Annotated in this window: 12 protein-coding genes and 3 tRNA genes; 6 read left to right on the top strand and 9 right to left on the bottom strand. The window is 58.1% G+C overall.

All coding sequences use genetic code 11. The features are described from left to right. Positions 1 to 36: 36 nt before the first annotated feature. The 6 genes from ald to I6I12_RS03365 form a co-directional block, all read right to left on the bottom strand. A complete protein-coding gene (gene ald / locus I6I12_RS03390; RefSeq protein WP_200288711.1) occupies positions 37 to 1128 on the bottom strand; it encodes an alanine dehydrogenase in 1092 nt (363 codons plus the stop codon). 286 nt (positions 1129 to 1414) lie between these two features. Continuing rightward, the gene (locus tag I6I12_RS03385) at positions 1415 to 2053 is read right to left on the bottom strand and encodes a DUF8185 domain-containing protein (RefSeq protein ID WP_200289015.1); all 639 of its coding nucleotides are present in this window, start codon (positions 2051 to 2053) and stop codon (positions 1415 to 1417) included. Positions 2054 to 2095: 42 nt separating this feature from the next. Beyond that, complete coding sequence (locus I6I12_RS03380) at positions 2096 to 2512, bottom strand: acyl-CoA thioesterase (protein WP_034660154.1); 417 nt, start codon at positions 2510 to 2512, stop codon at positions 2096 to 2098. A gap of 25 nt (positions 2513 to 2537) precedes the next feature. Continuing rightward, complete coding sequence (ettA, locus tag I6I12_RS03375) at positions 2538 to 4208, bottom strand: energy-dependent translational throttle protein EttA (RefSeq protein WP_200288710.1); 1671 nt, start codon at positions 4206 to 4208, stop codon at positions 2538 to 2540. 119 nt (positions 4209 to 4327) lie between these two features. Next, positions 4328 to 4969, bottom strand: coding sequence for a single-stranded DNA-binding protein (locus I6I12_RS03370; RefSeq protein ID WP_023020892.1), 642 nt, complete (start codon positions 4967 to 4969; stop codon positions 4328 to 4330). Positions 4970 to 5151: 182 nt separating this feature from the next. Continuing rightward, a complete protein-coding gene (locus I6I12_RS03365; protein ID WP_200288709.1) occupies positions 5152 to 7203 on the bottom strand; it encodes a bifunctional copper resistance protein CopD/cytochrome c oxidase assembly protein in 2052 nt (683 codons plus the stop codon). Positions 7204 to 7257: 54 nt separating this feature from the next. Here I6I12_RS03365 and I6I12_RS03360 point away from each other — a divergent pair, with 54 nt between their 5' ends. From I6I12_RS03360 to cmrA, 3 genes are all read left to right on the top strand, one after another. Next, entirely contained in the window at positions 7258 to 8187 is a 930-nt protein-coding gene (locus tag I6I12_RS03360) for a LysR family transcriptional regulator (RefSeq protein WP_084279027.1), read from the top strand. Between the two features lie 39 nt (positions 8188 to 8226). After that, positions 8227 to 8300 (top strand) — tRNA-Arg (locus tag I6I12_RS03355). A gap of 94 nt (positions 8301 to 8394) precedes the next feature. Continuing rightward, positions 8395 to 9195: a mycolate reductase gene (gene cmrA, locus I6I12_RS03350; protein WP_200288708.1), complete on the top strand. Its 801-nt coding sequence runs from the start codon at positions 8395 to 8397 to the stop codon at positions 9193 to 9195. Here the strand turns inward: cmrA and I6I12_RS03345 are convergent. Then, the gene (locus I6I12_RS03345; RefSeq protein ID WP_200288707.1) at positions 9192 to 10733 is read right to left on the bottom strand and encodes an alanine/glycine:cation symporter family protein; all 1542 of its coding nucleotides are present in this window, start codon (positions 10731 to 10733) and stop codon (positions 9192 to 9194) included. The genes cmrA and I6I12_RS03345 overlap by 4 nt on opposite strands. Positions 10734 to 10944: 211 nt before the next feature. Here I6I12_RS03345 and orn point away from each other — a divergent pair, with 211 nt between their 5' ends. Together orn and I6I12_RS03335 are read left to right on the top strand one after the other, a co-directional pair. Further along, a complete protein-coding gene (gene orn, locus I6I12_RS03340; protein ID WP_200288706.1) occupies positions 10945 to 11592 on the top strand; it encodes an oligoribonuclease in 648 nt (215 codons plus the stop codon). A gap of 49 nt (positions 11593 to 11641) precedes the next feature. Next, positions 11642 to 11717: transfer RNA gene (locus tag I6I12_RS03335), tRNA-His, on the top strand. Positions 11718 to 11745: 28 nt separating this feature from the next. On the opposite strand, the gene I6I12_RS03330 is transcribed toward I6I12_RS03335, so the two are convergent. Both I6I12_RS03330 and I6I12_RS03325 read right to left on the bottom strand, forming a co-directional pair. Then, positions 11746 to 12702 carry an MsnO8 family LLM class oxidoreductase gene (locus I6I12_RS03330; protein WP_200288705.1) on the bottom strand — a complete coding sequence of 319 codons (957 nt, stop codon included), beginning with the start codon at positions 12700 to 12702 and terminating at the stop codon, positions 11746 to 11748. 29 nt (positions 12703 to 12731) lie between these two features. Continuing rightward, positions 12732 to 14003, bottom strand: a complete 1272-nt coding sequence (locus I6I12_RS03325) for a L,D-transpeptidase (protein WP_396335057.1) — start codon at positions 14001 to 14003, stop codon at positions 12732 to 12734. A gap of 170 nt (positions 14004 to 14173) precedes the next feature. Here I6I12_RS03325 and I6I12_RS03320 point away from each other — a divergent pair. After that, positions 14174 to 14246, top strand: a tRNA-Lys gene (locus tag I6I12_RS03320). Positions 14247 to 14249: the final 3 nt, after the last annotated feature.

Genomic DNA, 14249 nt, shown 5'->3' with positions numbered 1-14249 from the left:
GTGGTTTATCTAGCCCACACTATGGGGACCTGATGCTTAGTCTTCCCAGTCAAAGGCCTTACGTACAGGCTCGGAGACCAAACGGCCACCACGAGTCATTACGCCACCCTCTAGGCCCGGGAAGCGCTTGATGGCGGCATCCAGGCTGTCATTGGCCACCGCGCGAATGTAGGGCAGAGTTGCGGAGGACAAGGCACGGGTGGAGGTATTGGCCACCGCACCCGGCATATTCGCCACGCAGTAGAACAAGGTGTCATGGACCTGGAAGGTTGGGTCATCGTGGGAGGTCTTCTTGGAGTTCTCGAAGCAACCACCCTGGTCGATGGCGACGTCCACGAGGACGGCACCCTTCTTCATCTTCTTTACGGTCTCCTCACGCACCAGCTTTGGTGCAGCGGCGCCTGGGATGAGTACCGCGCCAATGACGAGGTCAGCTTCCTGCAGTTCCTTATCGATGGTGGCCGGATCCGAAATCAAGGTGCGCACGCTGCCGGCGTACTGGTCATCGAAGCGCTGCAAAACGTGCGGATCAAGGTCCAGTACGGTGACCTCGGCACGCAGACCGTGGGCCATGGCAACGGCGGACGCACCAACCTGGCCACCGCCGATCACGACGACGCGTGCTGGCTGGGTACCTGGAACACCAGAAACCAGCAGACCGCGGCCGCCCTGCGTGGACAGCAGGTGGTGGGTGCCCTCGATTGCGGCAAGGCGGCCTGCCACCTGGGACATCGGGGTAAGAAGTGGCAAGGTACCGTGGCGGTCAGTAACCGTCTCATATGCAATGGCCGTGGTATTGGCGTCAACAAGCGCCTCAGTCAAAGGGCGGTCCGCGGCAAGGTGCAGGTAGGTAAAGACGGTAAGGTCCGGACGCAGGTACTGGTACTCAGACTCGAGCGGCTCCTTGACCTTCAGCAGCAGTTCCGCCTGTGCCCAAGTATCCTCCGCGGTGCCAACGATGCTGGCACCGGCGGCCTCGTACTCGGAATCCGGGAAGGATGCGCCTTCACCAGCACCGGTCTCAATGAGGACCTCATGGCCGTCGTGAACGAGGGTCTGCGCGCCGCCCGGGGTAAGAGCCACGCGATTCTCGTTATTCATGATTTCTTTAGGCACGACAATACGCATTACACAATCTCCTTGCGGGTGGAGTAAATTACATCGACCACGTAAGGGTAACGCAGGACACGTTTGCGTGCGGCACTATGTTCATGAATTCACAAAGCGGGGGGTAGCAACGCAGCAAGCCATCTTGTAAATGTGCAGTTCAAAAGAGTAATGACCCCACTTGGCCAGAGTCCCCCTCCCCCTAAGACGGACCGCTTTTCGGACAAAATCTCCAAAGCAGGGCGCGTGCGCGCCGATTCTGTTGAACAGAACCGCTACGTGGCAGGCCGGTTTTTCGCGAGCGAAGTTAGAACAGCGACAAGCGGGTGGAACGGTAGATGCTGCCAAAGGGGGCGTCGAGGCGCACCCACCTGCCTAGCTGAGCCACCCGCAGGTGCCTCGGCACATCCATCGGTGCGGAAAAACCAGGGATCAAACCCAAATTGGTGCAGGCAAAAATCATGCGCATAGGGATTTCCACCGTGGCACCTTCCCCCTCGACCGTGACAACGGTCTGATTCAGCAAGCTGGATGGCGGGCCCATGGGGCCAGAAAATTGCCGGGTCAGTTGTTGACCCTTATCGGAGAGCTCGCGCACCACGGTAACCGGCAAGGTATCGACCACGCTGTAGCCAGTGGCCGGCGGAAGCGCTCCCGGCCACGACGCATCGCGGGCAGGTCCCAAATCTAGCGTTCCGCTCGATTCTTGCTCCTTGAGCAGCTCGGCCAGGGTAGCCGCAGAAACCACTGCCCCGTCGCGGGAAACGACGCCCTGCACGCGGCGGGAGGCAACCACCTCGAAAGGTGTGGTGACAAAGACATCGACGACGTCGTCAGTCAGCTGGCGTAGCCGCACCGAAGCACCCGAATCCAAGCCAACCGCGCGCGTGACAAGGGCCCGAAGGCCAGGTCCACCGCTTCCAATTTCTAGAGTCTCGGTGACCATGCCTTCGGGCCCTGCCTTTCTCATCTTCGCTCCGTTCCGCGGTTAATTGGCCGCGGTATTTTGCAGAATATCCTTTTCCTGTTCCGTCAGCGGACGAGGAGTCTGCTGCTGACGATCAATGACTACCTGCACGCACTCCACGGTTGCCGCGACTTCACCCTGGTCATCCTTGACCTGCTGGGTAGTGGTAAACGAGGTGGTACCAATCTGCGAAATGGTAGTTTCTACCTCCACCGTAGTGGTGTCCTTAAACTCCATCGGGCGAAGGAAGTCCACATCGAGGTGGCGCACGAACGCAATGAAGTCAAGGCCTTTGGAATAGATATGTTCCTTCGCAAAGGCCAAGCGCGCTTCCTGGGCGAGCTCGATGTAGTTTGCATTCATCATGTGGCCGTACATATCAAAATCCGACCAGCGGGTTTGAATACGATACGTGTGCACACTTGGGGTTGCCATCATTCTCCTCAGTAAAGGCTTCAGCTACTTAGCGGGTCAGCTTGCGGTGGGTCACGCGAGAAGGACGGGCTGCCTCTTCACCAAGGCGGTCGACCTTATTCTTCTCATAATCGCCGAAGTTACCCTCAAACCAGAACCACTGACCTTCTTCCACATTGCCTTCCCAGGCCAAGATGTGGGTACAGGTGCGGTCTAAGAACCAGCGGTCGTGGGAAATGACCACGGCACAGCCCGGGAACTTCTCGAGCGCGTTTTCCAGCGAGCCGAGGGTTTCCACATCCAAGTCGTTGGTCGGCTCGTCAAGGAGGATCAGGTTACCGCCCTCTTTCAGGGTCAGCGCCAAGTTCAAACGGTTGCGCTCACCACCGGAGAGCACCTTGGACGGCTTTTGCTGATCCGGGCCCTTGAAGCCGAAGGCCGATAGGTAGGCACGCGAAGGCATCTCGTTTTGGCCCACGTGAATATAATCCAGGCCACCGGAGACGACCTCCCAGACGGTTGCCTCGGGGTCAATATTCTCACGGTTTTGGTCCACGTAGGACAGCTTGACGGTATCGCCCACCTCGACGGAACCGGCGTCCGGCTGCTCCAGGCCAACGATGGTCTTAAACAGGGTGGTCTTACCCACGCCGTTCGGGCCGATAACGCCCACGATGCCGTTGCGCGGCAAGGTGAAAGAGAGGTCCTTAATCAAGGTGCGGCCATCAAAGCCCTTCTGCAGGTCCTTGACCTCCACGACCTTATTACCCAAGCGCGGCGGGGTAGGAATCTGGATCTCTTCGAAGTCGAGCTTCTTGTACTTCTCGGCTTCTGCAGCCATCTCCTCGTAGCGCTCCAGACGGGCCTTGTTCTTGGCCTGGCGAGCCTTCGCACCGGAGCGTACCCACTCCAGCTCGTCCTTCAAGCGCTTGCGCAGCTTCGCGTCCTTCTTGCCGGCAACCTCCAGACGCTCCTGCTTCTTATCCAGGTAGGTGGAGTAGTTACCCTCGTATGGGTAGAGCTTGCCGCGGTCAACCTCACAAATCCAGCCCGCGACGTGGTCGAGGAAGTAGCGGTCGTGGGTCACGGCCAAGACAGCGCCCGGATAATCAGCCAAGTGCTTTTCCAGCCACTGCACAGACTCGGCGTCCAAGTGGTTCGTAGGCTCATCGAGCAACAACAAGTCCGGCTCGGTAAGCAGGAGCTTAGCCAGCGCTACGCGACGGCGCTCACCACCAGAAAGGTTGGTCACCGGGACATCGGAAGGCGGGCAGCGCAAAGCTTCCATTGCCTGCTCGATCTTGGAGTCAACCTCCCATGCATCGGCGGCATCGAGCTCTTCTTGCAGCTTGCCCATTTCTTCCATGAGCTCATCGCTGTAGTTGGTGGCCATCTCTTCGGCGATCTGCTCGAAGCGCTGCTTCTTTTCAAAGATTTCGCCCAAGCCCTCTTCGACGTTGCCGCGCACGGTCTTCTCGTCGTTGAGCGGCGGCTCCTGCTGCAGGATACCCACGGTGGCGCCTGGATCTAGGAAGGCCTCGCCATTGGAAGGCTGGTCCAAGCCGGCCATAATCTTCAAAATGGAGGACTTACCGGCACCATTGGGGCCGACCACACCAATCTTGGCACCTGGGTAGAACGCCATTGTTACATCGTCAAGGATGACCTTATCGCCAATTGCCTTGCGCACGTTTTTCATCGTGTAGATGAATTCGCCCACTTTTACCCCTTTGCAAAAATTTGGGAGACGTATTTATCTACACAAACACTACATCAGAACCACCGCTCGAGTGCCTCGGGTCAGGTACGCCCGAGGCGATCAAGCCAGGGAGGAAACGCTTAAGCGTTCACTGGGGCGGATTCTGCCTCGGCAGCCTCCTCTTCCACTTCGGCGTCGAAGGCATCTTCTTCCCCACCGCGTGCAGCTGCGGCTCGTTCGGCAAGGTAGCGGTCCGCTGCGGTATCGGCAGCGGTGTCTCCCTGCCCCGCCTGCTGCGACGGCAGGCTGTGGTCCACGTCTGGTTCGATAGCATTGTCCCCCAGCTCTGGGACCGCGATATTTTCCTGGTTGTACTGCGGGACGAGGCGCTTTGTACCGATAACGTGACGGTTCAAGTCCAGGCCCACGTACTGCGCCTTAATATACGTGCGGAAATGATCGGCACCCTGGTCATCACGCCATTGTTCGGTAACGAGAGACCCCACGATGACTAGAGGCATGCCTTTTGCCAGGGATTTGCGCACGTTGATGGCGAATTGATTCCACATCTCGACGTCGATATAAAGATGATCCACGTCACGCCACTGCGGCGCCTTGGTGTTGTGCCCTTCCGTATTGTCCATACCGGCATCGGCTTGGCGGTCCGGAATCCGGCGCGAGGAGGCGACGCGCAGCTTGGCTTTATAGGCCCCAGTGGAGGTTTTGGTCAAGATTGGGTCGCGAGTAAGGCGACCGGTCAAGGTAATTGGGTATTGGGACATGGTGCTAGAAAATCCTTTGCTGGATAGTTGGGTTGGCGAGTGTGGTTTTCCTCGCTCGTTTGCACATCCTGATGCCCGCGCACAAGCCACACCATGCCGGCGACCCCAACCCTGTGAATAACTTGTTGTATCCGTCAACGAAGGACAGAGTTTGGGGAGATTTTTAAACGGTTATCCACAGGCTAGCGCCCGCGGAAGCTCGATTCATCGCCGTGTCCCATATCCTGCAGCATCGCGTTATAGCGTTCCAATTCGGCATCATCGTCCGCATCCGCCTGCATATCATGGCGGCGGGCGGTAGCACGGTCATCGCCCAGCCAATCCAGGAAGAGCTTGCCAAAGACGATGACCAGCGGGAACTGGCCAAAGCCCCACGCAATGCCGCCGCCCACGCGTTGATCTTGGAGCAGATCCTGATCCCACGGCAGGTCCAAATACTGATAGAAGTCGGCACCCAGCACGCTTTGCAGCTGCATGAGATATACACCAGCAAAAAGGTGGAACGGCATGGAAAGGAATAGCACGGCCAAGCGGAATGGGGTAGATCGACGATTGGGAAGCGGGTCCGGCCCGATGATTTCCCAAAAGTAGAAGCAGCCAGAAACGATGAACGCAAAGTTCATAATGAGGTGGCCTGCGTGTTCCGAGATGGCAAATTGATACAGGCTCGGGAACAAATACAACACGTACAGGAAAAATAGGTACTGCACGAGATTGACAAACGGATTGGTAATAAACGCGACGACCTTAGATTGGGTGGCCGCCAGCGCATAGTCATGCAGGCTCGGCTGACCCTTTGGCCCAGGCTCAAAGGCCTCCATAAGCAGGGTCAGTGGCGCACCAAGGACGAGCAGAAGCGGTACCGCCATCGACAAAATCATATGTACCAACATGTGCATCGAGTACATCGCTGGCATATAAAGTCCCAGGCCGGTAGACATCACGAGGGTCATACCCAACGCGCCGCTCATAAACCATGCAGTACGTCCCTTATTCCACGTCAGGCCACGCTTATGCACGCGGTAGACGCAGTAGCCATACGCCGCGGCCAAGAGCAGGCCAATGGTGCCGAACATGATGTCAAAGCGGAACATGGTCCACACATTGAGCACCGTGGGCTTTTCAAAGAGCTCATAGCCCATCAAAATCTGCATCGAGTTGAGGTTCGGATCGCGCGGCGCTGGGGGCACGGTGCGCCCCAGCGTAATGGCCACGCCAATGGTGCCGGCCATAACCGCTACTTCCACAATGGCGATACGGATAAAAAGGCGCGGATCCTTGCCCAGCTGCGGGATGGTGAGCTCGCGGTGAGCAAGGCCGAAGATTCCCAGCAAAATCGTGAGTACGAACTTAGTGATCAAGATGATGCCGTAGGCAGAATCCACCAAATCGGAGATATTCATGCGGATGAGGGTGTTGATCAAGCCCGATACTGCCAGCACCACAATGGCCATGAAGGCAATGCCAGAGTAACGCTTTACCGCAAAGGCGAGATTGGGGCCAAGGCGCCGCCCATGGGCGATTAGCGCCATGAGCCCGCCTACCCACAGCATGACAAAGACCAAGTGCCACAGGAGCGAATTGGTGCCATAGTCGTGGTCACCACCAGCCGCGGAATGGCCTTCCATGCCGATGGGCACAACCTGCAAGATGGACAAGAAAAGCAGCACCGGCTGCATCGACCAGCCGCGACCGCACAGGCCAAGAACGCCCACGACAAGGGCGATGAGTACGGAGATTCCCCACACAATGGTGGTAGAAATTTCCGTCAACGCCATCTTCATAGTGGAAGGTTCAAATACCTGAAAAAATGGCGCTCCGGTGAGATCGGACATAATGAGCGGAATTTCCACTAGCCCCACGGCCGCCACACCAAAGGAAGCCCAGGTACCTGTGCGCGTGGCGATGTGGCCATCGACGGACAAGGGGGCGTCGATAAGCGCAGCGTTGTCTCCACGCGGAGCAATGAGGAACGACGAGGCGAGGAACGAGCCGATGGACAAAGCCATGAGTATCCAAGCCAAGCCGCGAAAGAGCGGCAGGCCAAAGGTGGTAATGCGGCCGGGGTCCGGAATTCCCAGGGCCGCTAGGGAATCGGCGAGGAGAAACAGGGAAATGAAACCAGCGATCAAGCCGGCAATAAGCATCGCTGCGACATAAATTCCCCAGGAAGAACGAGGTTTCTTCCCCGCCTTATTTACACTGTTAACCTGCTCATTTGCCATAGTGCGCATTGTATAGCGCAACCTAGTTCCCCACCTAACACACATTTTGTCTTTACATGTGCCATGATGGAGCTTATGGACACCCGTCAACTTCTTTATTTTCGCGCCGTTGTAGACAATGGCTCTTTCACGCACGCTGCCGAGTCCCTCGACATGACCCAGCCGTCCCTGAGCCTTTCCATACGAAAGCTAGAAAAGGAACTTAATGCCCAGCTCCTTTCGCGCGGGCGCTCCGGCGTCTCCACCACGGAGGCCGGCGATTATGTCTATGAAACGGCCGTCAAGGTTGACGCTTTACTGAACGAAACCCAGCGCCATATCAGCGAAATCACCGGCGACAAGGCCAGCACCGTTTCCCTCGCCTCCGCCCCCATTTTGAACTGGGAATTTACCCCTTCCGCCCTGGCCGAACTGAAGCGGATTTACCCCACTGCCACTATCTCGCTGGACGACGCCGCGCCGGCCACCGCCATCAAACGCCTGCTGGATGGCCAGGTAGACCTAGCGCTTTTGCCGACATCCGACCCGAAAGCCTTCCTCCGCCGCTACGCCCACGAGCTCACCATCCACCAGGTGGCCACGTTTGATTACTCCGTCGCCCTACCCCAACGCCTTGCAGGGCTTGAGTCTCCCGTCTCGCTCGCGGACCTGCGCGGCGAAACCTGGCTCATTCCGCCGCGCAGCCGCGAGCTTCCTGAGCTAGCAGAATTCTATAGCGACCTGTGGAATAGCCGCCCTGGCCTCAAGCCAGAAAGGACCCAGGAGGTAGCCAGCCTCAATAGCGCCATTCCCATGGTCTCCAGTGGCCTAGGCGTAAGTATCGTGCCCAATTGCGCACCTGCTGTGCAGCCACAGGGCATTATCAACCGCCCAATTTCCGATGAGCTGCCGCACTACTACGCCATCGTGGCCTACCGCACGGATCGCGAGCTGACCGCTGCCGCCCAAGACTTGGTGGACATCCTGCGCGCCCCGCAGCGCACCCTGGCTTAGGTTTCCCCGCCGTCGTGGGCTACTATAAGTGGGTCATAAGCCCCCATAGCTCAGTGGATTAGAGCAGTGGGTTTCTACCCCATGTGTCGCGGGTTCGAATCCTGCTGGGGGCACCGTGTGAAGCCTTGAGGCGCCGAGTTTCTCGCCGCTTCAAGGCTTTTTGTTTACGCTAGGTCTCACCATGCCCCACCCCGGAAAGGAATAACCATGTCACTTCCCGCCCCCTCCCGCACCTCCTATGCCCTCGTCACGGGAGCCAGCCAAGGCATTGGCAAAGCCATGGCACAGGATTTCGCTGCCCTGGGTTATAACGTCATCCTCGTGGCCCGCCGCCGCGAGTTACTGGAGTCCATCGCTACGGAGCTCGAGCAGCGCCACAATATTGACGCCATCGCCCTACCGGCGGATCTCGCCGTGGCTGACGACGTCGCCCGCGTAACCGACACCATCGCCACCCACGAGGTGTCGATCCTGGTTAATTCCGCCGGCATCGCCAGCTTCGGCCCCTTCATGGACCAGGACTGGTCCTATGAGACAACCCAGTTTGAGCTGAACGGCACTGCCGTCCACCGTCTTACGCGGGCTGCCTTGGAGCGGATGCTGCCGCGCCGCAGCGGCGCCATTTGCAATGTCGGCTCTGCCGCGGGCAATATCCCCATCCCCAATAACGCCACTTATGTCTTCACCAAGGCCGGCGTTAATGCGTTTACAGAGGCCCTGCACTACGAGCTGAAGGGCACCGGGGTCTCTTGCACCCTGCTTGCCCCCGGCCCCGTGCGCGAGGCCACCATCGCCGAAGAAGACCAATCAATCGTGGACAAGGTAGTTCCAGATTTTTTGTGGACCACCTATGAGTCTTGCTCCCAAGAAACAATTGCAGCGATGCGCCGCAACCAGCGCCGCGTGGTGCCAGGGCCCTTGTCGAAGGCTATGAATACCCTCAGCCAAGTGCTGCCCACCCCGGTAATTGCACCGCTGGTGGGCAGCTTCTACGCCAAGATGGGCTAAGCCCCGGCGTCTTCTAGATCCTTGTTTTTGAGCACGCTGTCCTCGCCGCGTGCTCGCTTGCGCTCTACCCAGAAGTCTGCATTCTTGATTCCCAAGGCCTCCGGGTCGAACTGCGGATCTTTGCCAGCCTTCTTCTGCTTCTCATAGTCTTTGAGTGCCTTGATGGCAGGAACCTGGAGGAAGAGGATGGCAATGATATTAAGCCATGCCGTCGTGCCAACGCCGATATCACCGAGCGCCCACGCCGCCCCCGGACTGGTGGTAGCACCGACGATGACGGAGACAATAATCAGCGCGCGCAGCACCCAAATCAGGCCACGGCGGACAGCGCGGGAGCGTACCCACCGGTTGAAATAGGTCAGGTTAACCTCGGACATGTAGTAGTACGCTAGGACCGTCGTAAAGGCGAAAAAGGCAATGGAGACCGCGATGAAGGTGGGTCCCCATCCTGCAAAGACGCTATCGAGACCGGACTGCACGTAGCCAGGCCCCACCTCAACGCCTTCTGGCAGCGAACCGTGGTAGACCACTTCACCATCCTCGGAGCTACCGCGGAAGACGGTGTACATATCCGTAGAAATGATCATGAACGCGGTAGCCGAACAGACAAAGAGCGTATCGACGTAGACCGCAAAGGACTGCACGAAGCCCTGCTTAGCTGGGTGGGAAACCTCAGCGGCTGCAGCGGACTGCGGACCGGTGCCTTGACCGGCTTCATTGGAGTAGATGCCGCGCTTTACACCCCACATGATGGCCGCGCCGAGCATGCCGGAGAAGCCGGCTTCCATATTGAAAGCAGATTTGAAGATAAGCCCGAAGACCTCTGGAATCTGCGAGAAGTTCATGCACATGACCACCACAGAAATCACAATGTAGATAACCGCCATAAATGGCACGACGATGGTGGCGAAGTTCGCAATACGCTTAACACCACCGATAATGATGATGGCCAAAATGCCCGCCAGGACAACGGCCGCCCAGGTAGAGTTCACACCCCACGCGGTATCGGCCGCAGCAGCTACCGCGTTGGCCTGAATTGCGGGAAGGAAGTAGCTGGTTGCCAGGATCATAGCGACGGCAAAGACGATTCCGTAGACCACCATGAAGGGTGCGGCTTTAGTGTGCTTGTAGGCCTTCTCGATGTAGTACGCAGGCCCTCCGCGGTATTCGCCGGTGTCTTGGTCCTTTTCCTTGTAGATCTGGGCCAACGTACATTCGATAAACGAGGTGGACGAGCCGAGTAGCGCTACGGCCCACATCCAGAACACGGCACCAGGTCCACCGAAGGCAATGGCCGTGGCCACGCCGGCGATATTACCCACACCCACGCGGCCAGATAACGAAACCATCAAGGACTGGAAGGAAGAAACGCCGTCTGCGGATTTTTCTCCGTTGACGATCTGCTTGAGCATGTCCGGAATGCAGCGCACCTGCAAAACGCGTGTCACCACGGTGAAATAAATACCCGCGCCGAGGCATAAAAACACCAAGACGGGGGACCAAATTACGGTATTGAGGGCATCGAGGAAGTTTGCCATCTGGTCTCTCCTAAGTCTGTCGCACCTCCCGAATGAAGAGCGATAACCCAGAGTATGCCCTAACTCACACTAGTATATGAGGCAAATCACCAATTATTTTTATGCAGGATGGAAACACACTCGCGGGAAGGCCGCCCTCCCCAGTGGCAATCACCCCTCCAGAACAACCCCGCCCGTACCCCATCTAGGGGTAAAAGGAGGCGGGAGTAGAATGGGCTGCATGCCACATTCCGACATTGCCGCAAAGCACGACCGCCTCGTTTGGATCGATTTGGAAATGACCGGCCTGGACCCCGAGCGCCATGTCATCGTCGAGGTCGCCGCCGTCATCACCGATGGCAATCTCAACATCCTGGGAGAGGGCATCGATCTGGTCGTCCACGCCACCGAGGAGGAGCTGGCACAGATGGATTCCTTCGTCACCGAGATGCATGCCAATTCCGGGTTGGATAAAGAAATCCGCGAGTCCACCACCTCCATCGGCGAGGCCGAAGATGCCGTACTTGCGCTCATCAACGAGTACTGCGATCCGGAGCACCCCGCTCCCCTGGCCGGCAATTCCATCGCCACTGATCGCACCTTCATCCGCACCTATATGCCCCGGCTCGATAGTGCCCTGCACTACCGCATGATCGACGTGTCCACCATCAAGGAGCTTGCCCGCCGCTGGCACCCGCGCGCCTATTTCAACCAGCCCGATAAAGGCATGGCCCACCGCGCACTGCAGGACATCATCGAATCCATCCGCGAGCTAGACTTCTACCGCCGCAGCGTCTTCCGCACCGATGAGGGGCCTACCTCCCCCGAGGCGGAGCAGATTAAGGCGGAAACCACCGCAGATTACCAGGCGTTTTTGTAATTTAGGCGGCGTGAGTTAACCTATATCTCGTTGCTTTAAAGCAGCGATGGTGGCTGTAGTTCAGCTGGTAGAGCACCAGGTTGTGATCCTGGGTGTCGCGGGTTCGAGTCCCGTCAGCCACCCCAAGTGCCCGAGCCTCGCGCTCGGGCTTTTTCAGTTTTCTACCTGCATGCTCGCCAGCAGCTCCTCCGAACGAGCCCGGCCAGCAACATCTGGCATATCTCCGGTGACCACAAACTCACTAACGCCTAGCCGCTTGCCGACGCCCCTTAGTTCCTCCCTCACTTCCTCCACCGTTCCCCAAACGTCATGGGCCAACGCCTCCTCAATGCGCCGTCGCTGCTGCCCCGTGAGGGCATCCATGTCCAGCTCGCCCGCCGGCCGCAAGGTCGCGAACTCGCCGGTCGATTGCGCTCGCACCTTCGCATAGGCTTCCGGCAACAAGAGATCACGGGCGGCCGCGGACGTCTCGGCAACGGCGATATTGAGCGAAGAGATAATAGGCGGGGCGTCGGCAAGCGCATGTTCGCGGTACACTCGCGCAGCGGCCTCCTGCGTGGCTACAGGACCGCCCAGAATGACACCAAGTCCCAACTTTGCCGCCACCATTGCCGAGCGAAAGCCCGCCAAAACATAGAGCGGGGTGCCCCTATACTCAGGCCTGACCGTCACCGCCTCTTCGCCGCGCAGGTAGCGCAAGAGCGTGGCTAGCTCCGTCTCGAAGCGCTGCTTCACCTCGGCCGGCTCCCCCTGGCGCAGCGCCTTTCGCACCGGCGCGGTAAACCCGACGGAGGAGCCAATCCCTATATCAATGCGCCCGGGATACAGCGCCTCGAGGAGATTAATCTGCTCGGCCACCAGAAACGGCGGGTGATTGAGCAACATAATGCCGGCCGTGCCCACCCGAATGCGCTGCGTCTGTGCCGCAACGTGCGCCGCGAGCATCCCCGGCTGCCCCGCTGGTATTCCCGGCACACCGTGATGTTCGGCCACTAGAAAGCGCTGAAACCCTAACTTCTCTACGTGCCGGGCGTGTTCGGCCACCTGATCCAGTGGGCCGGCTGCCCCGCGGTCCAAAACAGAAAAGCGCATGGCCACCACTGTAGCCATGCGCTTGTGCCTTGCGCGGCCCCTAGCCGCTACTGATTAGCGTCCGTGTTACCTTTAGACCACTCGTCCCAGGACATATTCCAGTCACCGAGACCGTCCAACGCATTAAGCGTCTCGCCGTAGGTGTTGAATACCCGCACCACGTCGCCACGCTTCATCGTCTCCTGGAACCACTGCGCAGCCTCCGGCGTCACGTTGACGCAACCGTGGGACGTATTGGTATTGCCCTGCGCCCACACGGACCACGGAGCGGAGTGGACATAGATGCCGGAATAAGACATTTGCGTAGCCCAGTCCACGGTCGTGCGGTAGCCGCCCGCGTCATGGGCTAGGCCAAAGGTCTCCGAGTCCATGACTAGCTGCGGGTGCTCATCGCCGATAACGTAGCGGCCATTGGGCGTATCGTACTGATAATCGCGGCCCAGCGAGACCGGGATGGCACGCAAGAACTTCTTATTCTTAAAGACCTTCATCGTCTTGGTGGCGTTATCAATAATGGCCACCGTGCGGTCACCGATGGTGAAATTCGTCTTGGCGTTTTCACCGCCATAGATTCCCCCACCTAGGTCCTTGCCATACTGGTCCACCTTTACTTCAACCTTAGTGCCCGGCTCCCAGTAATCCTTCGGACGCCAGCGCACCTCCTGGTTATTGACCCAGTGGAAAGCGCCTTCCACCTTGGGGTTAGTGCTCACAGTAATGGTCTTTTCAGCCGCCTTCCGGTCCGTAATTGGCACACCGAAATTCACCCCAATAACCTGACCGACGCCGACTTCAGAATCCGGGATAGGGGAAAGCGAGACTTCGGCAACACCCGCTGCTTGCGGGGTGGAAAAACTGAGGCTCTTCTTGTTGCCATCTACATCGGAGGCCACGATGGAATAAGTGTGGTTATAGCCCAAGTCCTCCGCAGTAGACCACGTCTTGGCGTCTTTAGAGAGCTTTTCTTTAACTTCCACGCCCATTTCATTGGTCATGGTGACGCTCTTGAGCTTGCCCGTGGTCTCCACGGTGACAGGCTTGGACGGATCTACATCCGTCGCCCCGTCCTTTACGGAGGCTACAAGGCCGTCTTTCTTTTTGTCGGACTCTTTGCCGCCGTCCTTGTCTCCATCCGCATGTGCGGCGGCGGTGGATTCTTGGTCGGCAGCCTGATTCTCGGCTGAGGAATCAGAGGAGCAGGAGGCGGCGGCTAGGGAAATGCACGCAACGCCCACGGCCGCTACGAGACGGCGCGCGATAGGGAGGGAATTTTTCACTGAGTTGCCCTTAGACACGTAATTGCTGCTTTCAAAGACCAACATAGATTAGCGTCTCCCTCCGCCAATTACCAGAAGCCACTTCAGGCATTAACCAATTTGTTATACACCCTTTAAAAACCGCTTTGACCAGGCGATTTTACACTTTTAAAGAATGGCTGCTAGAGTATCTACTCGTTGCACAGAGAGCCACACGGCAGGAAGTCAACAATGCGCCATTAGCTCAATTGGCAGAGCAACTGACTCTTAATCAGTGGGTTCGGGGTTCGATTCCCTGATGGCGCACAA

It is taken from the genome of Corynebacterium kefirresidentii, from assembly GCF_016599755.1.
GTDB classification, from domain to species: domain Bacteria; phylum Actinomycetota; class Actinomycetes; order Mycobacteriales; family Mycobacteriaceae; genus Corynebacterium; species Corynebacterium kefirresidentii.
The sequence above is the reverse complement of the archived record's forward strand: the minus strand, read 5'-3'. Positions and strand labels throughout refer to the sequence as shown.

Coding starts and splice junctions, on each gene's coding strand:
- ald (WP_200288711.1), bottom strand. CDS start 1,128: ATGCGTATTGTCGTGCCTAAAGAAATCATGAATAACGAGAATCGCGTG.
- I6I12_RS03385 (WP_200289015.1), bottom strand. CDS start 2,053: ATGGTCACCGAGACTCTAGAAATTGGAAGCGGTGGACCTGGCCTTCGG.
- I6I12_RS03380 (WP_034660154.1), bottom strand. CDS start 2,512: ATGATGGCAACCCCAAGTGTGCACACGTATCGTATTCAAACCCGCTGG.
- I6I12_RS03370 (WP_023020892.1), bottom strand. CDS start 4,969: ATGTCCCAATACCCAATTACCTTGACCGGTCGCCTTACTCGCGACCCA.
- I6I12_RS03365 (WP_200288709.1), bottom strand. CDS start 7,203: ATGCGCACTATGGCAAATGAGCAGGTTAACAGTGTAAATAAGGCGGGG.
- I6I12_RS03360 (WP_084279027.1), top strand. CDS start 7,258: ATGATGGAGCTTATGGACACCCGTCAACTTCTTTATTTTCGCGCCGTT.
- cmrA (WP_200288708.1), top strand. CDS start 8,395: ATGTCACTTCCCGCCCCCTCCCGCACCTCCTATGCCCTCGTCACGGGA.
- I6I12_RS03345 (WP_200288707.1), bottom strand. CDS start 10,733: ATGGCAAACTTCCTCGATGCCCTCAATACCGTAATTTGGTCCCCCGTC.
- orn (WP_200288706.1), top strand. CDS start 10,945: ATGGGCTGCATGCCACATTCCGACATTGCCGCAAAGCACGACCGCCTC.
- I6I12_RS03330 (WP_200288705.1), bottom strand. CDS start 12,702: ATGGCTACAGTGGTGGCCATGCGCTTTTCTGTTTTGGACCGCGGGGCA.